This is a genomic window from Nocardia sp. NRRL WC-3656 (genome assembly GCF_000720265.1).
GTDB classification, from domain to species: domain Bacteria; phylum Actinomycetota; class Actinomycetes; order Mycobacteriales; family Mycobacteriaceae; genus Nocardia; species Nocardia nova.
Genome location: NZ_JOJF01000002.1, coordinates 75600 through 97371 on the forward strand (window position 1 = coordinate 75600; position 21772 = coordinate 97371).

Sequence of the window (21772 nt, forward strand, 5' to 3'; positions counted from 1 at the left end):
ACCGGAGGGTGCCGATGAGCTCGGAGGCGGATCGCGCGGCCGCGCAGCAACGGCGCCGGCTGGCCGTCGACGTCAAGGATGCGTTGCGCGACTTGAACATTCAGCTCGCCCTGCTGAATCGCCGGTTCGGCGGCCGGGTGGAACTCCGCGACGTGGACTGGACCTGCCTGGACCTGATCAACCGGCGGGGCCCCGTCTCGCCGACCGCCCTGGCCGGGCTCACCGGCCTGCACCCGGCCACCCTCACCGGTGTCCTGGACCGGTTGCAGAAGGGCGGCTGGATCGTCCGGGAACGCGACCCCGAGGCGAGCGACCGGCGCGCAGTCACCCTGCGCGCCGTCCGCGAGCGCAATTCCGAACTGTTCCACGTGTTCTCGGGCATGAACCGGCGCATGGACGAGGTGCTCGACCGGTACTCGGAGCCAGAGCTCGAGGTGATCGCGGACTTCCTCCGGCAGACCGGTACCGCAGGCGCGGACTCCGCCGCCGAACTCGGCAGCTGACCGGCCGCGCACTCCTCGCCGGCGGCTCTGCGAGGGCGAGCTCTGGTACAAGTAGGACGTGAAATTGCTTCGTGGGGGGATCTTTTCAGCTGTCGCCGCTCTGCTTCTCTGTGGTTGTGCGACGGCCCACTCGCCGGACCCCGTCGGCTCGCCGGCCATGCCGCAGGCTACGGCGCGGTCGACGCCCGACGCGACGCCGGTAGCCGGCAATCGTCAGCACACCGGCACCGGCCCGGTGAAAACCGACCCGGAACTCGGCAGTAATCCGGTGCTCAGCGAGCAAGGCGTGGGCCTGTCGAGTGTCGACTGTCGACTGCCCGGCTGGCGCAACACTCCGGATGGTGCGGAGGCGTACTACCGCGCCGCGATCAGCTGCCACGACGCCGCATGGGCGCCCACCCTGGCACACTTCCGGATCCCCATGTCCTCGCCCGCGCTCTGGGCGGGCGCCCGAATCGGTGATTACCACGGTGCGTGCAGTTCCACCGGCAGTAATCGGGAAGCGTTCTACTGTGCGGCCGACCGGATGATCGTGATGCCGTTCGACACCATGGCGCCGGTCATCGGCTACGGCGTCGGCAACGTGCTCGCGGTGCTCTCGCACGAATACGAACACCACGTGCAACAGCTCACCGGAATCATGGCCGCCTTCCAAGCCAGGGCCTCGGCGCTGAACTGGACCGGGCCGGAGGTCGACCTGCTCAACCGTCGGCTGGAGCTGCAGGCGTGGTGTTTCTCCGGGATGTTCTACGGCGTCAATACCGGACGCGGTGCCATCACCCAGGGCCTGGCCGACCGGGCCTACGCCAACAACGCCGGCGCGGGTGACCGGCCGGGCGAACGACGCTGGCACGGGACCAACCAGAACGTCGCCAACTGGTTCGGGTGGGGAATGCACCCGAGCAGTGACCCGGCCTCCGCCGCTGCACCCTCGCTGTACGAATGCAACCCGTGGGCGGCTCGCAGCGACGCGTGGCTGGAATGAACACGCGGCCGCGCGGTCGGCTGCGGTCGTCTCGCGGACTGTTCATCGAGGACGGGTAGGCTCGGGTGATCGGCGGGTCTCCGCATATGTCCTCGTCGGTGGGCGTTCGCGCCACCACACACCAATCCGAGGATGTAGGTCATGGCTATTACCGAGATCGGCGCGTACGCACATCTCAGTCCCGCCGATATCGAGGCGCTGGGGCGTGAGCTCGACCGGATTCGCGCCGATGTAGAGGCCGACCGGGGTACTCGTGACGCGAACTACATTCGCCGCACGATCGTTTTTCAGCGCACCCTCGACGCCGCCGCGCGACTGGTCATTCTCGCCGGTCGTGGCCGGTTCGCCTGGGTGCTCGGCACGGCGGGCCTGGCGACGGCCAAGAGCGTCGAGAATATGGAGATCGGACACAACGTCTCCCACGGTCAATGGGATTGGATGAACGACCCGGAAATTCACTCCAACACCTGGGAGTGGGATATGGCCGGGCTGTCCGCGCAGTGGCGCTACGCACACAATGTCCGCCACCACCTCTACACCAACGTGCTGGGAATGGACGACGATATCGGCTTCGGCGTGATGCGGGTGACCAGAGACCAGCGCTGGCGGCCGCGCCTGCTGCTGCAACCATTACAGAATGTGCTGCTGGCGGCGACCTTCGAATGGGGTATCGCCTGGCACGACCTGGACTCCGTCCACGATCGGGTGACCGATACCGCCGAGCGCGCCGGCCAGACCCGGGCGTTGCTCGGAAAACTGGTCCGGCAGGCCGGCAAGGATTATGTGCTGTTCCCCGCATTGAGCGGAAAGCGATGGCGGCGAACGCTTTTCGCCAATCTCGGCGCCAATGTGCTGCGCAACCTGTGGGCGTACCTGGTGATCTTCTGCGGCCATTTTCCCGACGGCGCGGAGAAATTCACTCCGTCGGTGCTGGAGTCGGAAACCAAGGCGGAATGGTATCTGCGCCAGATGCTGGGCACGGCGAACTTCGATGCCGGGCGGGTTCAGGCCTTCATGAGCGGCAATCTGTGCTACCAGATCGAACATCACCTGTTCCCGGACCTGCCCAGCAACCGGTACCGGGATATCGCCGCCCGCGTGCGTGCGCTGTGCGAAGAATTCGATCTGCCGTACACGACGGGTCCTCTGCTGCGGCAGTATGCGCTCACCCTCCGGACGATCCACAAATTGGCGCTGCCGGATCGCTTTCTCACCGCGACCTCCGACGACGCCCCGGAAACCGCGTCGGAGCGGAAGTTTCTCGGATACCGCCTGTTCGCGGCCGCCGAGGGCGCACCGTCTCGTTCGCGCCGGGGGCTGCGCACCGCGCTGCGCGTAGTGGCGGCCAAGACCGCGCTGCCGACCGGATGATCCGGCGGGTTCACCTCATCCGTGGGGGCGTACCGGCAGTTCGGTGAGTCCCCGCATGAGCAGGCTCGGCTGCCACCGCGGGGTGAACGACGGCGCCAGGGCCAGCTTCGGGAAGCGATCCAGCAGAGCGGTGAAGGCGACGGCGGCCTCCATCCGGGCCAGGGGAGCGCCGACGCAGAAGTGGATTCCGTGGCCGAAGGCCACATGTCCGGACGGCTTCCGACCGATATCGAGTTCGTCGGGTGAACGGTACCGATCGGGATCGCGATCGGCCGCCGAGAGCGCGACGTAAACCAATTCGCCTGCGGGGATGACGATTCCGCCGATGTCGACGGGTTCCTCGGTGTACCGGACCGTGGCCCAGCCGACCGGGCCGTCGAGTCGCAGAAACTCTTCCACGGCGGCGGGGATACCGTCCGGATCCGCCCGCAGCGCATCGAATTGGGGCCGGTTGCGCAGCAGGGCGAAGGTGCCGTTGCCGATCAGGTTCACCGTCGTTTCGTGACCGGCCACCAGCAGCAGGAAAGCCATCGCCACCAATTCGGGATCGGTGAGGCGGTCGCCTTCGTCCTGTTCGATGGCAAGGCCCGACAGCAGGTCGTCGCCGGGCCGAACGCGTTTGTCCGCCAGCAGCGCCGTCAGATATCTGCCCATATCGGCGGATGCGCGGTCGCGGTCCGCCAGATCTCCGGCGGCCCCCACCAGGATCTTCGTCCACAGCTGGAAATCGTCGCGATCGGTGAAGGGAACGCCGAGCAGTTCGCAGATCACGGTGACGGGTAGCGGAGTAGCGAACGCATGAAGCAGATCGACCTCGTCGTGCGCGGCCACTTCGTCGAGCAATCCGGCGGTGATCTCCTCGATGCGCGGGCGCAAGGCCGCCACCCGCCGTGGCGTGAAGGCCTTGTTCACCAACTTCCGCAGTCGCGTGTGTTCCGGCGGATCGGTATTGAGCATGTGGGTACTCAACGCCTGCGCATCCGAATTCGACAGCACCGCAGAGCCTTTGCGCCGGAACAGTTCGAAGGTGCCGGCCGAGTTCTTGCGCAAGCGCGGATCGGCCAGTGCCGCCCGCGCTTCCGCATGGCCGACGACGACCCAGCACGGAATACCGCGCTCGTGCGTGAACCGCACGTGGTGCACAGGCCCCCGGGCCCGCCAGCGCTCGTAGTACTTGTGCGGATCGTCGTGGAAGTCGTCTTCCACCAGTTCGATCTGCTCGGAAACCTCGGCGTCGGCCATGCTGTGCTCCCTGCTACCGGCGCCTATCGGCGCTCCCCACCGGTGTCGGACCGGTCCTGACGGTGACCGTATCCAAAGTACCGAAAATCAGGCCGAGCCGCGGATGCCCGATTCGCGTAGAAATCGTTCCGCCCGAACCACTTTCATGGTCACTGCGGCGACAGTCGGTGTTCCGTCCACTGCCGCAGCTTCTCCGGATTGCGGATCGCCCAGATCCGGGTGATCCGGCCGTCGGCGATATCGAAGGCGTAGACGGTCGCGATGGCGCCGTCGATCTGTGCCACCAGGCCGGGCTGGCCGTTGACGGTGCGCTCGAGAAGTGTGACTTCCGCGGCGCGGGAAGCGATTTCGATCCATGCTCGAGCGATCTGCTCGCCACCGGTGATCGGATGACGGAAGGCGACCACCCGGCCGCCGCTGTCGGCCGTCGCGACTGCCCGTGGATCCAGGATCTCGATCAGTGCCTCGATATCCTTCGTCTCCCACGCGCGTTTGAAGTCTCGGACGACCTCGGCACGCTCGTCCCGAGAGGGACGTGCCGAGGTCTGGATACGACGGCGCGCGGAGGAGGCCAGCTGGCGGCAGGCCGCGGGAGTGCGGCCGACGATATCGGCGATCTCGGCGAAGGAATACCGGAAGACATCGTGCAGGACGAAGGCCACACGCTCGGCCGGCGTCATGGAATCGAGTACGACGAGGAACGCCATGCTGATCGATTCGTCGAGCGTCACCCGGTCGGCCGGATCGGCCGGTGCGGGCGTGCCCCACTCGCTGCGGTCCGGGACCGGCTCCGGAATCCACTCACCGACGTAGCGCTCGCGGCGAGCCCGCGCCGAACCGAGCAGATCCAGGCAGATGCGGCTGGCCACGGTCCGCAACCAGCCACCGGGCGCCTCGACGGCCTGCTGTTGTTCCGGGGACAGGGCGTACCAGCGCGCATAGGTCTCCTGCACCACGTCCTCGGCCTCCGCGAGGGAGCCGAGCAGCCGGTAGGCGAGGTTGATCAGCGCCCGCCGCTCACCCACCACCACGCTCGCTTCCGGATCGGTCATGATCTCGCTCCCTCGTTCGGTACAGGTCCTTCCACTGTTGGACGAAACAGCACGCCGAAATGTGAGGTCCAGGTTGTATGCTGCCGTTCGCCGGTGACAGTCGGGGGGAGTACCCAGTGAAAAGAGCAGTGTGGGTGGCAATCTGGTTCGGCGTGGCGGCGCTTTCGGCGTGCGGTACGGACGATGCCGCTGATGGACCGGCCTCGGCCTCCTCCGAACCGGTTGCTCAGCAGGTCACCGGATCGCCGGATCAGCAGGCCGGGTGCCCGCAGTCGCCCGCGGCCTCGGCAGGGCCGTACACCGCCACCACCGTGCCGGTGCGGGAACAGACCGCGACGCTGACGACCGACGTGACGCTGCCGCAACTCGAGGGCGGTGAGCAGGCAGTGCGCGATCGGTTCAACGCGGCGATGCGCGCCTCGCTGGCCGATACGAGCGGCGGCGACGCGAACGGTGCGCTGCACGACGCCCGGCTGCGCTGCGGGGAAACCAGCCGCGTCACCCGGATCGGGACGAAGGTCGTTGCGGGCGTGCTGATCACCGACCACACGTGGGAGGGCGGCCCGCATCCGGTCAACCAGATCGGCACCGTGGTGATCGACACCGGAACCGTGCAACCGGTCATGTTGCCGACGGCCTTGCGCGACCCGGCCCAGAGCTGGAACGCCCTCGCCACGACCGCCCAGAGCCTGGTGCCCGCGGACGGACCCACCCTGCTCACACACGCTCCCGGCAGTGACGATTTCGCCAACTGGGTCCCCTCCCCGGAGGGACTCACCGTCTACTTCTCCGTCGCGCACGCGCGGGGCGACTACTACCCGGTTCAGCTCCCGTGGAACCGAATCCAGGACCTGTTCGATCCGGCCGCGGTGGTGACCCTGTCGAGCTGACGGATCATCGGAACCATCCGTCGGGCCCGCGCCGGATTCACACCGTCGCTCCGACCAGCTGTCGATAGTCGGCGTTGCGGGCGACCAGTTCGTCGTGGGGCCCGCTGTCGACGATCCGCCCGTCCTTCAGGAACATGACGATGTCGGCCTCGCGGATGGTGGACAGGCGATGGGCGATCACCAGGAGGGCACATTCTTGTCGCACGTTCTGGATGGTCACGTTCAGCGCCTTCTCGGTTTCGGCGTCGAGCATCGCGGTGGGTTCGTCGAGCATCATCAGGACGGGTCGGCGGATCAGCGCTCGGGCCAGTGCTACGCGTTGACGCTCGCCGCCCGAGAGCAGGACGCCGTGCTCGCCCACGGGAGTGTCCAGCCCGCGGGGGAGCCGGGAGACGAGATCGGCCAGCCCGGCGAGCTCTGTCGCGCGCCGCAGATCGTCTTCGCCGAGGCCCGGCTGCCGGTAGGTCAGATTGTCCCGGAGGCTGCCGAACAGCAGCGGCGCGTTCTGCTCCAGCAGGCTGATTTCCGAGCGCCACGCCCGCCGCGGTCGACCGGCGTAGGACCGGCCGCCGAGCAGAATGTCGCCGCCGTCCGGATCGTAGAACCGGCTCACCAGGGAGAATACGGTGGATTTCCCGGCGCCCGAGTGCCCTACCAGGGCCACATGTCCCCGCGGAGGTACCGAGAAACTCACGCCGTCGAGAATCGGCCGCTCGTCGTAGGAGAAACGCACCTCGCGAAATTCCAATGCGGGATGCCTGTTCTCCGACGGGGTCTCGATCGCCGAACCACTGTCGACGCCGACCTGCGGAATCTCGTCGACGTCCTCGGCCGGCAAACCCAGCGTCGATTCGATCCGGCTCAGCGCGCCCAATGCCTTCTGCAATCCGACGGAGCCGTTGAACAGATCGCCGACCGGAATGAGCAGGTTCATCGCGAGGAGCATCATCGTGACGAGGCTGCTCAACTCCATCTGATGATTGGCCACCCGCACGCCGCCGACCAGCAATGACACCACGAACGACCCGGTCACCGCCAGGTGCATGGCGGGATTTCCCAGCGCCTTCAATCGGGCCGCGCGCAGGCCGGCGGCGAACGCGGCACCGGCCAGTTCGGACAACCGCTCGTGTTCGCGGTCCTCGGCATTGTTGACCTTCACCGTGCGCACGCCGTTCAGCGCGCGCTCGATATCCGCGGACAACGCGCCGACGCTCTCCTGCAAGCGCACCGAAGCCGCTTCGATTCGCGTCATGACCAGCAACATCGCAGCCGCGGCGACGCCCACGGTGACGAAGACGATCGAGAACAACAGCCAGTCGAGATAGATCATCACCGCCACGGTGCCCACGAGTGTGATTGCGCCCGTGAGTATTTGGACGAGGCTGCTCCCCACGGCGTTGCGGATCACGGTCGAATCGAGCGTGACCCGGGAAATGAGATCGCCGACCCGCTGTGACTCCAGTGTGGGAATTCTCAGCCGCAGCAGATGCCCGGCCAGGCGATGACGCACGGACAAGAGTACGGATTCGCTGGATCGCTCGAGTATGTAATTGCCGCCGGTATCGGCGACGGCATACAGGAGATAGGCCCCCACCAACGCCGCGAGCGACCACGCGATCGTCGCGCCCGCCGAGGCATCGCGGACCACCTGTCCGGCCAGCAGCGGTTGCGCCAGCGACAAACCGGTGCCGACGAGAAGCAGTGCCGTCGCCGCGAGCAGCGAATTGCGTTGTGGTGCGAGAATTCTCAGCAGCGCGCCGACCCGGCGCGGCCAGGACTCGCGCTCTCGAATCCCACCGTCGTCAGCTGACATCGTCACCCACGTTCACATGCCGGCCGACCACGATCAGTCGACTGAATGTCGTCATGTCTCCCGCCTCCCCGACAAGCTTTCCGTCTGCTTCGACCCATGCGTGTGCGGCGAACGGCAATTCGGTGCGCACGCCGACACACCAGGTTGTCCACGCACCGTAGCGTCGGCTCAGCAGCGTCGTCGCCACGGACCTCGTCAGGCAGCCGTATCTTCCGGCGGCGTCGGGACTCACCTCGACGACCCGGCGTCGCCATCGCTCGGCATCGTCGAACGGGGCCGGACGACTTCCTCGGTGTAACTGCTTCAGGATCCATTCGATCCGTCGCGGTGGCAACCTGACGAGGACCCTCGCGGCGCGAACGGCCCAGGCCGCGGCCGAGCGCTCACCCCTGCGTCCGTCCGCCTCGAAGTCGGTCCCGAGCGCCATCTGGTGGCTCACGACGGCACCAGCCCCACTGCTCGGAGGTGGCTCACCAGTTCGGCGACGTCTCGCTGCGCGGTAACGGCATCGACGTCGAACCGATCGAGCACTGCCGCAACGGGATCGGCGGCGTCGCCGGCGAGGAGCGAGGCGAACACTTCCGCTCCGACCGGATTGAGCCGCCAATACTCGCCCTGTTTCAGATCGAGAACGACGCCCCCGTATTCCGTTCGCACGAAAGACAAGCCGGGCCTCGGTGTCGTGGTGTCCATAGTCCCTCCCACTCCTCAGGCTTTCCGCGCGCTACTGTCCCGCGGATCGAGAAAATTCCGTTCCAGATCGCGCAGCCAGAGTTCGCAGGCGATGGTGCTGAACATCGTTCCGTCTTCCAGTTCGAACGAACTGGGGCTGGCGCACAAATGCTTCAGTCGCTTCGAGTCGATCAGGCCCATGGCGCCGAGCCGCGAGCTCTCCCACAGAGCCACGAGTTCGTCGCGATGCTTGCGCAAGCCCACTTCGACGTCGTGTGATCCGCTGTCCTTGGTCTGCCGGCGCAGTACCTCGTCGGGCACGATTCCGCTGACCGCGGCCCTGAGCAGAGGCTTGTACGTCCAGGCGCTGACCCGATCCGGAACCGCCACCGACAAGGCAGCGGAAATAACTCGGTCATCGAAATAGGGTGCGGACAGGGGCGGCCCGCCGGATGCCAGTGACATGCGGTTCAACACGGCCACCGTCCGGGCCCCCTCGACAATCGACTCCAGTTCGACGTGGCGCCCACGAGCGGGCGCCAGCGGTTCGGCATTGGCCGCCATCCACGAGATTCCATCGTGCACAGCATCTTTCGCCGCTGCCGTGGCCCACACCGGCATGGACGGAACAAGGGCCCAGCCCAGCATCGGTTTGCGCCGTTCCGGCACACCGGCGATCGGTACAGAATTCCTTTTCCACCACGCCCGGAAATCCGCGGGCTCGACCGCGCCGCGCACGAGATCTCGTGATCGCCAACCGCCGAGGGCGCCGAAACTGCGCAGTCCCCGCCATGCGGTGAGCGGGCGACGCCACAGTAGATCGCGGTAGAGCGTCGGCAGTCCGGTGAAGAGGTGATCGCCCCCGTGGCCGGTCAGGTGCACGGTGGGACCGAAGGTTGCCGCCAGTGCCGCGAGCGCACCTACCCGGCTTCTGCCGGCGATGAGCGGTGAGGGCTCGTTCAGCCAGGTCGGCCCGTCCTCCAGGCCGGCGTAGGTGAAAGGTAGTTCGGAATCGGGAAGGATCGTGTGCCGCACGTGCGGCAGGTGCCGGGCGGCGAGCAGGGCCCATTCGAGGTCTTCATTGGCGGAATCGCGTCCGCGTGCCGTGAGCAGCGTGATCTCCGCCGGTCCGCGGGCGGCGAGAAAACTGATCGACGTCGAGTCGTAACCGCCGGAAAGTTCGCAGGTAACCGTGCCACCCGCCGCGGTCCGAGCCCGTACCGCCGCCTCGAGTCGGCTCCGTACCTCGTGTGCGCCCTCCTCGAGGCTCCGGACGGCGGTCCTTTCACTCGCGCTCCGCACCATCCGGGACGTTCCGGTCGGTGTGATCACCAACCCGGTACCGCGGGCGAGCGGTTCGATTCCCGTGAGCAGCGGACGTTGTGCGAGGTGATGCGGAACGGGTTCGAGCAGATGTGCGGCGAGGGCACCGGCGTCGAGTTTGCCGCCGACGAGGTGCCGCAGGGCGTGCACGGTATCGGCGGCGATGTCGATGCCGTCCACGCGGGCGCGGTACAGGCCGCGGGATCCGTATGCGGCACCGTTCAGGTGGATGTCGCCGTTCACCTCGACGATCGAGTGAAACGATCCGTCGATCGCGTCCAGGATCACTCGCCATCGAGCCGGTGAACCTGTCGACATCGCATAGTCGAGGACGGCCTGCTCGCTGATCAGAGCGTGGCCGAGGATCACCACCTGCGCCGCACGGCCGTTCGCGTGAATGACCGGCCGGTCCGGGCAATCTCCGACGACCATCGGACGTCCCGAACGGTGCTCTGCCAACACCCGCGCCCACGGGAGGAGACGCCTGGCGATGCTCACTGCCGCCCCGTGGTCGGGCAGAACGACAAATCCTGTCCGAGCATCGCCAGTCATCCTTCAACCCCCTATGATTCGAGCTCGGTGGTGACGGCTCAGATCATTCCGCGGCGTCCGACCAGCAGGTCGGATTCCGTGGTGAAAACGCCCCCGGTGAGGTTGCGGAAATCGCCGCATTTGGCGATCACCGGCTTCTCGTAGATCCTCTTGTCCGAGCTGTCTGCCGTGTTCTCCATCTTCACTTTCCTTCCTTTCCTCGCACTCCCCTTGGAGGCGGTCTCATTCCGAGTCGTTCTGTTCGACTCGGACGTGTGCAACCGAGAATTGATGGAGTCGTGGATTCGAGGAAGCGGATCGCGCCGGAAATTCGACGCACTTGATCAGTCCCCCCGTGCTGCCGGTCCGAACGAACATGTCGTTCCAGATGTAAGTCGCTATCCCGCAAGGATTTTCGGGCCTGTTGCGAATCCTCCCCCGATATCGCCCGGCGACCTGCCCCCGTCCCCGTCCCCGCCCGCTATTCTGCGCCGTATGCCACAGCCCGTCAAGGATCTTCGCGAATTGCCCTCGAAATCGATTGCTGTGCTGCACTTTTCGATGTGGTGCGATCGGTCGCCAGGGGCTCTCGGCTCGAGCTCTCGCACGCACGTCCCGAGCGGCGGCGTCGGTGAGCGCCATCGAGGGCTTCGGCCACCGGCCACGCCACCGGGTTACGGCGGTCGAGCCGTGCGTGAACGGTGCATACCGGACATCTCGACGCGGGACCGCGGGCGTTACTCTCCGGCGATCGGGGGTAGTTCCCGAGTGGATCGGGCAGCTGCCTCGCGTCGTCGTGCGGGCGTCCCGTGTGCAGGGGATGCCGGCTCGACCGGGGGCGTCGGTAATGCGGCCGGTTCGCGCCGTCACCCACACGGCAGAGCGGTTGTTTCGTATGCTCGTTGGTAGCGAATGGGGAGGGTCGTTGGTGCCGGGCCTCGCGGGTCCGGCGATGGAGGAAGGTCCTCGCGGATGGACAGGCGCGAGGTTGCCGAGATGGCGCGGGACTGGTCGGCGGCCCTGGTCGATTGCGGTGGCGTGCCGACGTGTCTGCCGCGCGTCGAGCAGTTGACCACGTGGATCGTCGAACTGGACGCTGCCATGTCGGCCGAGCCGTTCGATACGTCGCCCGCATACCGCGTCGGGGTCGAGATGGTGCGGTGGAAGCTGACCGACCCCGCATTGATGACCCCGTCCGCGACGGTGCTGGCCGGTTTGCTGGAACGGTCGCAGCGGCCGGATCGCACGCGGCGGTTCGGCGCGCTCCTGGGCGAACTCGGCCGCGGCTACAGCGCCGAACTGTTGAAGGTCCACGCGGACAGCCGCGAGATTGCCGACCAGCGCTTCCGCGTGGTGTTCGACAACGCGGCCGTGGCGATCGCCCTCTACGACAGCAACGGCATCACGCTGGAAGCCAACCGGACCACGGCACGGATGGTCGGGATGAAGCCGGAGGAACTGCCGGGCGTGGCTGGTCTGGATCTGATGCATCCCGAGGATCGCGACAAACTTCAGCAGGTGGTCGTCGACCTGTACCAGCGCCGGTATGGCACCGTGCACTTCGAAGGCCGCTTCTGCCGTCCCGACGGCACCGTCTGCTGGGGTGCCTGGACGATGACGCTGGTGCGCGGAGCAGGTGGGCGCGATCTGCGGCTGCTCGCCGTCGGAGAGGACATCACCGAACGGCGCGCGATGGAGCGGAAACTGTGGTGGCAGGCGCGCCACGACCCGTTGACGGGTCTGCCCAACCGACACTGCCTGCTCGAGCAGCTGGAGGCCATCGTCGCGACGGCCGGTCCCGCCGACCACATCGGTTTGTGTTTCCTCGACCTCGACGAGTTCAAGCTGATCAACGACCGGTACGGCCACCGCGCGGGCGACAGCGTGCTGGCCGAGGTCGGTCGCCGGCTCGACGCGATGATGACCTCACCGGCGGTCACGGTCACCCGCATCGGCGGAGACGAGTTCGTCGCGCTGCTCGCACCGCCCTGCGACGAAGAGGCGGCGCACGCCGCCGCCGAGACCATGCTCGCGACCCTGCGGGAACCGGTCCCGGTCGGTCCCACCGATCTGCTGGCGATGTCGGCCAGCATCGGCGCCGTCGTCGCCCCGGTGGCGGGCGCGAATGCCGAGAAACTGCTGAACGATGCCGACGTGGGCCTGTACCGGGCCAAGGCCGCCGGCCGCGGCACCTGGGTGCTGCATCGCGACGAGAGCACTCGCGCCGCCGAATAGATCAGCGCCGAATAGATCAGCGCCGCGGCATCGCGAGTTCGCCCCGCCGCGCCGCCCGCCACCACCGCTGCCCGGAATCGATACCCCTGCGCATCCTGCGCACGGCGGGAACCTGTGTGAGCAGATGCATCTGGTATCGCCACGGCATTTGCAGCCCGTGCCGAACCGCCATCGCATAGGCGAACTGCACGGCGTTGCGGTCGAGATACCGGTCGGCGTGTTCGAACCAGGTCATGCTGGCACGGGCGGCGGCCTGGATCGGGCGCATCGCCGCGCGCCGCTGCGCATCGTAATTCTCCAGTGCATCGGCGATCTCGCCGTGCTCGTACAGGCTCTGGGCGAGCACGATGGCGTCGATGATCGCCAACCGCGTGCCCGAACCGATGGTGAAGTGCGTCGTGTGCGCCGCATCGCCGACCAGCACCACATTGTCGTGATACCAGGTTTTGTTGGTCACTTCGGGAAAGCAACTCCACCTTGCGAATTCGCCTCGTGTCTTGCTGATCAACGAGTGACCGTCGAGAACGCGCGCGAATATCTTTTCCAGAAGACGCACATTCGCGGCGCCGTCCAGGGAATCGAATCCCGATTCGCGCCACGTCCGCGGTTGGCATTCCACGATGCAGGTGCTGATCTTTCCGGCGATCGACGGGTACGCGTGGAACCAGATCCAACCGGCCGGCGTGTGTTCGAAGGCGAAGGTGAATCGGTCGAAGACCTTGTCGGTGCCGAGCCAGATATATCGATTCTCGCCGAGGTTCACCGACGTTCCGAAGCGATGATCCTCCAGCTGCCGCACCCGGCTGTTCGCGCCGTCGGCAGCGATGACGAGATCGGCGTCGTCGAAGCCGGACAGATCGTGAATTTCCCGGCCGTGCTGGACATCGACGCCGAGGTCGGTGGCCCGCTGCGACAGCACATCGAGCAATGCCGCTCGCCCCATGCTGAATCCGTAGCCCGGGAAATATGCGGTCCCGTCGTCGCCGACGTGGATCGCCTGTTCCCGCCAGAGCACCGATCCGGCCCGCACCGTCTGTGCGCTGTCGGGGTCGTTCCGATACAGGATGTCGAGCAGATCGTCCCAGTAGACGACGCCCCAGCCGTAGGTGGACCCGGGCGGATCCCGGTCGATCACCGTGACGGCATGGCCCGGGTCGCGCCGCTTCATCGAAATGGCGAAGTACAGTCCGGCCGGCCCGCCACCGACACATACGATTTTCATTCGGTCACCAGTTCCGGCCCGGTCGGTCTATCCCGGCATCACATGATCGGTATCGGACGCGGCCGAGCCCGGCACGCTGTGCGTGTCCGGGCTCGGTCATCGGCACTAGAAGCTTCCCCAGCCGCCGCCGAATGGGTTCCACCAGCCGGGATTACCCCAACCGCCGTTACCCCAACCTCCGTTACCCCAGCCGCCGCCGTTACCCCAGCCGCCGCCATTTCCCCAACCCCAGCCGTTGCCGTGGCCCCAGCCATTGCCGTGGCCCCAGCCGTTGCCGTGGCCCCAGCCGGGATTGTCGACGGATTGAGTCGCGGATGTCGACGTCGTTGCTTCGGTGGCGGATGCTTGTGTCGCGGCTGCGACGACCGGAACCGCAGCGACTGCGGCTATTCCGGCTGCTGCTGCCAACCGGGCGAATTTCGAGTGTGAATTCCTTTTCTTGATCATGATGGGCTCCAGATAGCTGTCCCGACCTGGTGAAATTCTACGCGTTTCCGCCGAATGCAAAAGTTGCCGAATCAACCTGTTTCGAATGTCCGGCCGCCACATTCGACAGGGTTGGCGGGTCCGTAAATATTTCGGTTTCCTGGGCAGCGGCAAACCTGAACAGACCGAACCGATATGTGCCCTCGGCAGGATTCGAACCTGCGACACCCGCTTTAGGAGAGCGGTGCTCTATCCCCTGAGCTACGAGGGCGCGGACCGTGCGCGGAAATGTGGAAAACCCCGTTTCGCAACGGAATTCGCACCTGCCTCGCAGTGGTCCACGATGCCTGTGCCTCCCGGGGGTGACGATCAGGCGTGGTCAGTCTAGCGTGTGGCGGGCCGGTGGCCACCCCGCCATGGGGCGACCGGTCTCCGGCGCCTCAATGCGGCAAGGACAGGAAATCCTCGACCGGGCGGCGCGGGGTGGGCGGGACGAAGGTGTCGTGGGGTGCGGTGCCCAGGCGGATGAGTACCTGGGGGATCCGATCCGGGTCGGGGAGGAGTGTGCGGATCGCGCGGACGGCCGCCGGGATTTCGGTGATATGGGTGAGGGGGCAGGTCGCCAGTCCGGCCGCTGTGGCCGACAGCAGGGCGGTGGACAGGGTTTCGCCGGTCGCCAGCCATTCGTGCGGAGTGTTCTCGGCGGTGCTGAGCACCACCAGGGTGGCGTGATCGGGTTCGCCGGTGCGGTGCGGGTCTCCGGGCGGGACGGGAAAGTCGCGGCCGACGTCGACCAGTGCCGCCTCGCGGGCGGTGGGCAGAGCGTAGGACGGTATCCCTTCGGGAAGATCGAAATTTCCTGTCCACCAGTGTAATTCGTTCTGGTAAGGGGTGTCGAACTGTTGCAGGGCGGCGGTCTGCTCGGAAGCGGCGGCGAGCCGGGGCCGCACCGAATCGTCGACGGCGTTCAGGTGCACACCGTCCACCTCGGACACCTCACGCAGCTGTTGCACCAGCTCCGGCCGGTCCGGCGCCGACATCGGGAGCCGGTCGGTGCGGCGCGCGCGGATCGCGGCGGCGAGGGCGCGTTCGCGATCCGAAGGCGCGCGGGGCGGCTCGAATTCGGCGACGGCCAGCAGGTCGTGCAGCCCTTCCTCGGGCACATAGGACACCGCGATGGGATGCCCCTGCTCGGCGAAGGCGATCCGGGCGTGGTGCAGGTTGGCGCCGCAGCTGATCAGCTCCTGGCGCCCGCTCGGATCGGCCACCTTCAGTTGCCGGGTGGAATCACTGAACAGGTGCAGCCGGGTGCCGTCGAAATCCCAGCGCCAGGGCTGGGTGTTGTGCACGGACGGGGCGCGGGCGGCCAACTGCAGGGCCGCGACGATCGTCGAGCGGTCGGGAACGTGCTGCATGATGCCTCCCAGAGCGATATTTCGTCGGGTGCATTCGTCGGAGTATCGCCAGTATCGCAGTTGTCACCATCCCGGCCGGTAGGGTGGGGGTGTCTTCGCCCTGGAACGCTCGTGAACCGCTCGGAAGGTGGGACGCATGGCCTCGAAGGCGCCCGTGGTGGTGGGAGTCGACAGTTCCGACGATGCGCTGCGGGCCGCGCGCTGGGCCGCCGATGATGCGGCGCTGCACCGGGTTCCGCTGGAAGTGGTTTCGGCGGTGCCGCCGGTTCCGGAGGACCGCGCCGGCGACGAGGGCGTGTGCGCCTACCACGAGCGTACCCGCGAGCAGGCCCAGCGCGCGGTCGCGGCGGCCGCTCGGGTGGCGGCCGATATCGCCCCGAAGATCGATATCGACACCGCCGTCATCGATGCGCCGATCATTCCCGCGCTGCTGTCCCAAGCCGACGAGGCTCGTCTGGTGGTGGTCGGCGCGCGGGGACTCGGGGCCTATCAGCGCAGCCTGCTCGGTTCGGTCAGCACCGCACTGGTGCGGCACGCTCGCGGCCCGGTCGCCGTGGTGCCGGCGGATCCGCTGCTCGGGTCCGAGCGGCCGGTGCTCGTCGGCTACGACGATTCCCCGTGCAGCGCACAGGCTCTCGCGATCGCCGTCGACGAGGCGCGACGGCGGCAGACCGATCTGGTGGTCGTACACACCTGGCAGCGGTTCGGCGACTACCCGTCCCCGGCGGCCCTCGAAGAGGAGGGAAATCGGCTCCTCGACGCCGCCCTGGCCGCGCACGAGGATCCGGACGAACCGATTGCGGTGCGCCGGGTCGTCGTCGAGGATCGGCCGGTGCGGCGCCTCCTCGACGAATCCGCCGCGGCACAGCTCGTCGTGGTCGGCAGTCACGGTAAGGGCGGATTTCCCGGAATGACGTTGGGTTCTACCAGTCAGGCGCTGATGCACAGCGTCGAATGCCCGATCATCATCGCCCGGCCCCGGAGCGAATGATCAGGCGGTGAGCTCGGCCAGCAACTTCCAGGTGCGCAGCTGATCGTCCTCGCCGGCGAGATCCGTCTGGTGGATCAGCAGTTCGGTGGCACCGGCATCGACATACGCCTGGAGGCCGCGGGTGACATGGTCTTCGTCGCCGACCAGCGCCACGTCGACCGCGTGGGCGAGGCCCTCGCGGTCGAGAACCGCGCGGTAGGAATCGAATTGTTCGTAGAACGCCAGCGCGTGCGCCGCGGTCTCCCGTACCTGCTCGGCGCGATCGGTGACGATCGCGACCACACCGGCGACCACCTGTAGCGTCCGCACCGGATTCGCCGGGCGGGCCTGCTGCAAAGTAGGCACGATATGCGATTCCAGCGTGCGCGGCCCGGCGAGGTACGGCAATACGCCGTCGGCCGATTCGCCCGTGGCCCGCAACGCTTGCGGCCCCATGGCTGCCACGAGCAGGGGGATATCGCTGCCGCCGTGCACTGTCGTCGGTATCGGCGGGCGGGCGTACACCCGCTCGCCCTGTACATCGACGGTGCCGTCCTCGATGGCCTGGCGCAGCGCGATCAGATATTCGCGCAGCCGCCGCACCGGCTTGTCCTCGCGGATGCCGAACGCCGCCGATTCCAGTGGGGGAGCGCCCAATCCGATGCCCAGGCGGAAGCGGCCGCCCGACGCGGCCTGTGCGGTCTGGGCCTGCGACGCGACGACCAGCGGATGGCGCGGATTGATCGGCACCACGGAGGTGCCCACCCCGATCTCCGGTACGGCGAGCCCGACCACCGCCGCGAGGGTCAGCGCATCGAGATCGAATTTCTGTCCGAACCACACCGAACGCACACCCGTGCGCTGCGCCTGCGTGGCGAGCCGGAGGACCTCGTCGACGTCGTTGGCCGCATCGGGCCGCGGCCAGACCGAAACCCCGATCGGAACTGAAAGACTCATCGGATCGAGGCTAGTGCGTGCATCGGGCGATCCCACCGTTGTGCTCGGACGGATCGAAACCGTTGCGGTGCTGCCCTTTGCGCGTCTCGGGCGCTCGGCCTGTCCGATTTTTGCGGTTTTGCCGGGTTACCATCGCACGATGGGGCGTCGAGTATCGAGTGTGCTGGCCTTCGCTGTCCTGGTCCTGATCGCGATCGCGACGGCCTGGGACCAACAACCGCACGGATATCGCGACGCCGCGGCCCCTGCTGCGGAATTCAGTGCCGCGCGTGCGCTGGCGACGATCCGGGAGATCGCCTCGCGGCCACACCCTGTCGGCACCGCCGAACACGACGGGGTGCGCGAGCATCTGGTGGGCAAGCTGCGAGAACTGGGGCTGGACACCGATGTTCGCTATGGAGTCGGCAAGTATCCGGTGGATCCGCATCGTGCGGTAGCGGTGCTCGGGCAGACCGGAAATATCGTCGCCCGCTGGCCGGGACGCGGCGCTACGGGAACTATTTACCTTGTCGCGCATTATGATTCGGTGCCGTCCGGTCCCGGTGCGAACGACGACGGGGTCGGTGTCGCCACCGTTCTGGAAGCGGTGCGTGCGCTGCGGGCGAGCGGACTGCAACCGCGCAACGATCTCGTCGTGCTGCTCACCGACGCCGAAGAGGTGGGTCTGCTCGGCGCCGAGGCCTTCGCGACCTCCGGCGGCGCCGACCCGCGCGGCGGAGTGGTGATCAATCACGAGGCGCGCGGCGCCGGTGGTCCGCCGATGCTGTGGCGGATCAGTCACCCCGACGCCGGGCTGATCAGTGTGGTCACCGGAGTACCGCATCCGAACACCGATTCACTGTCCACGACCCTGGGCGGCGATCAGACCGGGAGCAATACCGATTTCGCGGCGCTGGACCCCCACGGCTTCCGGGTGCTCGACTGGGCCTTCGCCGGTCGGAACGCCTACTACCACAATCCGTTCGACGACCCGGACCACGTCGACCTCGCCACCGTGCAGCAATTCGGCGACAACACCACCGCCGCGGCGCGCGAATTCGCGGCGCGGGATCTGCGGGCCGCGGCCGATCAGCCGAATCGCGCGTACTTTCCGCTGCCGTTCGGTGAGCTGGTGGTGCTGCCGCTGTGGCTGGTGGTCGTGGCGGCGGTGGCTTCGGTGCTGCTCGCGGCCTGGGTGGTGTGGCGGATCCGCCGGACCGGTGAGGCGACGATCGGCCGGACTCTGGGCGCGGCGGCAACCGCTCTGGTGGCGGTTCCGATCGGAATGGGCGTCGTCTACGGGTTGTGGAAAGCGATCACCGCGATCCGCCCGGAGTATCGCGCCCTGTTCGTCGATCCGTACCGGCCGCAGTTCTACGGCGCGGCCGTGGTGATGGCGTGTGTGGCGGTACTCGCCGCCTGGTATGCGCTGTCGCGTCGGCTGTTCGGGCCCTCCGCGACCGCGGTGGGCGTGCTGTGCGCGGTGACGGCGATCGGTGCGGTGGTCACGGCGCTGGCGCCGGCGGCGGGTGTGATGGTGGTGGTTCCGGCCCTCGCCGCCGTCGTCGGCGTCGCGCTGACCTTCGCGGTGCCCGACCGCCTGCGGTTGCCGGTGCTCACCCTGTTCCTCGTCCCGGCGGCGGTCTTCGCCGGCGGCACCGCGTACGCGGCGCTGCAGACCGGACTCGCCGCCGCCGCGTATCTCACCGCGCCCGTGGTGCTGATACTCGGCGGCTTGTTCACCCTCACCCTGACCCACGCGTGGCCGAGCCGTCGGGGCGTCCTCATCCCCGCGGCGGCGGTGGTCCTCACGGTGGCGCTCGCGGCGGCCGGGACGGTCGTCGACCGTTTCGACGCGCGGCATCCGCTGATGTCGCAACTGTCCTATGCGCTCGATGCGAACAGCCGCGAGGCGCAGTGGATTTCCGCCGAGGCTCCGGATCGATGGACCCGCCGTTTCGTCGAATCCGGTTCGCCGCCCGGGGCATTCGCGCAGTTGTGGACCGACGCGGCATCCGCCGGCGCCGCCCCGGCGCACGATCTCCCCGGTCCTGTCGCCGAAGTCCTTTCCGACCGCACCGAGGCGGATCTGCGCACCGTGCGGCTGCGGCTGCGATCCACCCGTGGGGCCACCTCCGTCGCGCTGCGGTATTCCGGGCCGGTGCGCGCACTCACGGTCGCGGGACGCGACATCAACCCGGTGCCCGCCCAGGGGGTCCGGTTCTACGCGCCGCCCGCCGAAGGGGTCGATATCCAACTCACGGCGCCGGCCGGACCGCTCACTCTCCGGGCGGTCGATTACAGCCGGCTACCCGATGCGCATATCGGCGACGCACCGGCCGACATCTACTACCGCCAGGACAGTACGGTCGCGGTGTTCACCACCCTCCGGTTGTGAACACCGCGCCGGCGAATCAGGCTCCGGCCACGCCTTCGGCATAGTCGGCCGGGTCGAAACGCCGTGTCTTCCATCGGAAGAGCAGCGTGGCGCCGGGCCAGTTGTTGGTGATGCGGCCCGAGGCGTTGCGATACCAGCTGGAGCAGAAGTTCCACGGTGTATCGGCCAGGCGCTTGCGCAGCCAGTCGTCCCAGGCCTGTTCGGCAGCGGGCTGTGCGGCGAGGAAATGTCCGGGTTTGGCGGACAGATACTCCACCACCTGCCGGATGTAGCGGGCCTGTGATTCCAGCATGTAGATGATGGAGCCGGACCCCACATTGGTGTTGGGCCCGTACATCATGAACAGATTCGGGAAGCCCGGCACCGACATGCCCAGGAATGCCCGCGCACCCTCCGGCGCCCATTCGTCGGACAGTTTGCGACCGCCGAGGCCGTAGATGTTCATCGGCGCGAGGAATTCGGTGCCCTTGAATCCGGTGCCGTAGATGATCACGTCCACCGGATGCTCGACGCCGTCGGCGGTGCGGATTCCGTTCGCCGTGACCGCCTCGATCGCGGTGGTCTCCACGCTGACATTGGGCTGGGCGAGTGCGGGAAAATACTCGTTGGAGAACAGGCCGCGCTTACAGCCGGCGGCGTAGTCCGGAGTGAGCTTGGCGCGCAATTGTTCATCGGGCACGGCGTTGGCGCGATGCCGGTCGGCGATCGCGACCACCGGGTGTTTGATCCACGGCACGTCGGTCAGCGCCAGCGCCATCACCTCGAAGAAGGTCCAGATGGCGAAGCGTTCGGCCCACCGGCTGGGCGGAAAGTACTTGAACAGCGCGTGATGCAGGCCGGTGTATTCGGTGTCGAATTTCGGCAGCACCCAGGCGGCGGAGCGCTGGAACAGGGTGAGGTGCCCGACCGTCGGCTGAATGGCCGGAATGTATTGGATCGCACTGGCTCCGGTGCCGATGCACGCCACCCGCTTGCCGGTGAGATCGACGCTGTGGTCCCATTCGGCGGAGTGGAAGGCGGGACCGGTGAAGGTGTCGATGCCGGGGATATTCGGCATCGCCGGCCGCGAGAGCTGGCCCACCGCGGGAATCAGCACGTCGGCGGTGAGGGTCTCACCGTCCGCGGTGCGCACCTGCCAGACGCCGCGGGCCGGATCGAATTCCGCATCGGTGACCTCGATGCCGAAGCGGATCTTGCGCGGCAGGTCGTGCTTCTCGGCGACCGCGCGCATATAGGCGTGGATGTCGCGCTGCTGCGAAAAGCGGCGGGGCCAATCGGATTTGGGTTCGAACGACCACGAGTACAGCGGCGAGGGCACATCGCAGGCCGCGCCCGGGTAGGTGTTCTCGCGCCAGACGCCGCCCAGATCGGCGGCCTTTTCGACGATGGTGAAGTTGTCGATACCGGCGCGCTGTAATTCCAGCGCCATGCCGAGGCCGGCGAATCCGGCGCCGATGATCACGATGGACGGCGTGGCAGTCATAGTCGAAGAGTAGAGCGCCGGGCGGTCGGTTCCGAGAGATCAGCGGCCAATGAATCAATATTTCCGGCCACGCCGCGGCTGCGGCGTCGGACCGGACAGGTGACTCCGCTGGACAGTTCCGGTTCGCCGAACCTACTATCTATACCAGTTCCTCTTCAAAAAGCCTGTCCCGGTGGGTATTTGGCGTTTCGACGGCGCTGCAGGGGGTGTCGTCGCGCGTCCGGCGGCCATTCGGGACGGATCTGCCGTATCCGGGTGCACCCGGACGGCAGGGACGGCTGCCCGTGGCGATCAGGGGTTCGCCA

The 21772-nt window shown here is 67.3% G+C and carries 19 protein-coding genes and 1 tRNA gene; 7 read left to right on the top strand and 13 right to left on the bottom strand.

The window, feature by feature from the left end:
* The first annotated feature begins 14 nt into the window (after positions 1-14).
* The 3 genes from IG65_RS0103315 to IG65_RS0103325 all read left to right on the top strand — a co-directional run bounded on the left by IG65_RS0103315 (position 15) and on the right by IG65_RS0103325 (position 2859).
* Positions 15-503: a MarR family transcriptional regulator gene (locus tag IG65_RS0103315; protein WP_030513317.1), complete on the top strand. Its 489-nt coding sequence runs from the start codon at positions 15-17 to the stop codon at positions 501-503.
* A 157-nt stretch (positions 504-660) separates the two neighbouring features.
* A complete protein-coding gene (locus IG65_RS0103320; protein ID WP_081879234.1) occupies positions 661-1488 on the top strand; it encodes a neutral zinc metallopeptidase in 828 nt (275 codons plus the stop codon).
* Positions 1489-1629: 141 nt separating this feature from the next.
* Positions 1630-2859 carry a fatty acid desaturase gene (locus IG65_RS0103325; RefSeq protein ID WP_036523071.1) on the top strand — a complete coding sequence of 410 codons (1230 nt, stop codon included), beginning with the start codon at positions 1630-1632 and terminating at the stop codon, positions 2857-2859.
* 15 nt (positions 2860-2874) lie between these two features.
* On the opposite strand, the gene IG65_RS0103330 is transcribed toward IG65_RS0103325, so the two are convergent.
* Positions 2875-4101, bottom strand: a complete 1227-nt coding sequence (locus IG65_RS0103330) for a cytochrome P450 (RefSeq protein ID WP_030513320.1) — start codon at positions 4099-4101, stop codon at positions 2875-2877.
* A gap of 149 nt (positions 4102-4250) precedes the next feature.
* On the bottom strand, positions 4251-5153 hold the full coding sequence (gene sigJ / locus IG65_RS0103335; RefSeq protein WP_030513321.1) for an RNA polymerase sigma factor SigJ: 903 nt from the start codon (positions 5151-5153) through the stop codon (positions 4251-4253).
* Between the two features lie 134 nt (positions 5154-5287).
* Between sigJ and IG65_RS0103340 the strand changes: the two genes are divergently transcribed.
* The gene (locus IG65_RS0103340) at positions 5288-6043 is read left to right on the top strand and encodes a hypothetical protein (protein ID WP_156055468.1); all 756 of its coding nucleotides are present in this window, start codon (positions 5288-5290) and stop codon (positions 6041-6043) included.
* Positions 6044-6080: 37 nt separating this feature from the next.
* Here the strand turns inward: IG65_RS0103340 and IG65_RS0103345 are convergent, their stop codons facing one another.
* From IG65_RS0103345 to IG65_RS37565, 5 genes are all read right to left on the bottom strand, one after another.
* Complete coding sequence (locus IG65_RS0103345; protein ID WP_030513323.1) at positions 6081-7856, bottom strand: ABC transporter ATP-binding protein; 1776 nt, start codon at positions 7854-7856, stop codon at positions 6081-6083.
* Positions 7846-8283, bottom strand: coding sequence for a lasso peptide biosynthesis B2 protein (locus IG65_RS0103350; RefSeq protein ID WP_051755260.1), 438 nt, complete (start codon positions 8281-8283; stop codon positions 7846-7848). The genes IG65_RS0103345 and IG65_RS0103350 overlap by 11 nt, the downstream gene beginning before the upstream one ends.
* A gap of 8 nt (positions 8284-8291) precedes the next feature.
* The gene (locus IG65_RS0103355) at positions 8292-8549 is read right to left on the bottom strand and encodes a lasso peptide biosynthesis PqqD family chaperone (RefSeq protein ID WP_030513325.1); all 258 of its coding nucleotides are present in this window, start codon (positions 8547-8549) and stop codon (positions 8292-8294) included.
* 15 nt (positions 8550-8564) lie between these two features.
* Positions 8565-10283, bottom strand: coding sequence for an asparagine synthase-related protein (locus IG65_RS0103360; RefSeq protein ID WP_051755261.1), 1719 nt, complete (start codon positions 10281-10283; stop codon positions 8565-8567).
* A gap of 158 nt (positions 10284-10441) precedes the next feature.
* Positions 10442-10582: a lasso RiPP family leader peptide-containing protein gene (locus IG65_RS37565; protein ID WP_156055470.1), complete on the bottom strand. Its 141-nt coding sequence runs from the start codon at positions 10580-10582 to the stop codon at positions 10442-10444.
* 772 nt (positions 10583-11354) lie between these two features.
* Between IG65_RS37565 and IG65_RS0103370 the strand changes: the two genes are divergently transcribed.
* Positions 11355-12617: a diguanylate cyclase domain-containing protein gene (locus tag IG65_RS0103370; RefSeq protein WP_030513327.1), complete on the top strand. Its 1263-nt coding sequence runs from the start codon at positions 11355-11357 to the stop codon at positions 12615-12617.
* A gap of 16 nt (positions 12618-12633) precedes the next feature.
* Here the strand turns inward: IG65_RS0103370 and IG65_RS0103375 are convergent, their stop codons facing one another.
* The 4 genes from IG65_RS0103375 to IG65_RS0103385 form a co-directional block, all read right to left on the bottom strand.
* Positions 12634-13839, bottom strand: a complete 1206-nt coding sequence (locus IG65_RS0103375) for an FAD-dependent monooxygenase (RefSeq protein WP_030513328.1) — start codon at positions 13837-13839, stop codon at positions 12634-12636.
* A 105-nt stretch (positions 13840-13944) separates the two neighbouring features.
* Positions 13945-14286 (bottom strand): hypothetical protein, encoded by a 342-nt coding sequence (locus IG65_RS36635; protein WP_081879237.1) that lies wholly within the window; start codon positions 14284-14286, stop codon positions 13945-13947.
* A 177-nt stretch (positions 14287-14463) separates the two neighbouring features.
* A tRNA-Arg gene (locus tag IG65_RS0103380) sits at positions 14464-14536 on the bottom strand.
* 169 nt (positions 14537-14705) lie between these two features.
* Positions 14706-15680, bottom strand: coding sequence for a hypothetical protein (locus IG65_RS0103385; RefSeq protein ID WP_030513329.1), 975 nt, complete (start codon positions 15678-15680; stop codon positions 14706-14708).
* Positions 15681-15816: 136 nt separating this feature from the next.
* Between IG65_RS0103385 and IG65_RS0103390 the strand changes: the two genes are divergently transcribed.
* Positions 15817-16671: a universal stress protein gene (locus tag IG65_RS0103390; RefSeq protein ID WP_030513330.1), complete on the top strand. Its 855-nt coding sequence runs from the start codon at positions 15817-15819 to the stop codon at positions 16669-16671.
* Here IG65_RS0103390 and IG65_RS0103395 read toward each other — a convergent pair whose 3' ends face one another.
* Positions 16672-17607 carry a TIGR03564 family F420-dependent LLM class oxidoreductase gene (locus IG65_RS0103395; protein ID WP_030513331.1) on the bottom strand — a complete coding sequence of 312 codons (936 nt, stop codon included), beginning with the start codon at positions 17605-17607 and terminating at the stop codon, positions 16672-16674. It abuts the gene before it with no gap.
* A 139-nt stretch (positions 17608-17746) separates the two neighbouring features.
* Between IG65_RS0103395 and IG65_RS0103400 the strand changes: the two genes are divergently transcribed.
* The gene (locus tag IG65_RS0103400) at positions 17747-19984 is read left to right on the top strand and encodes a M20/M25/M40 family metallo-hydrolase (RefSeq protein WP_156055471.1); all 2238 of its coding nucleotides are present in this window, start codon (positions 17747-17749) and stop codon (positions 19982-19984) included.
* A gap of 16 nt (positions 19985-20000) precedes the next feature.
* On the opposite strand, the gene IG65_RS0103405 is transcribed toward IG65_RS0103400, so the two are convergent.
* Positions 20001-21467 (bottom strand): NAD(P)/FAD-dependent oxidoreductase, encoded by a 1467-nt coding sequence (locus tag IG65_RS0103405; RefSeq protein ID WP_030513333.1) that lies wholly within the window; start codon positions 21465-21467, stop codon positions 20001-20003.
* Between the last annotated feature and the right edge of the window lie 305 nt (positions 21468-21772).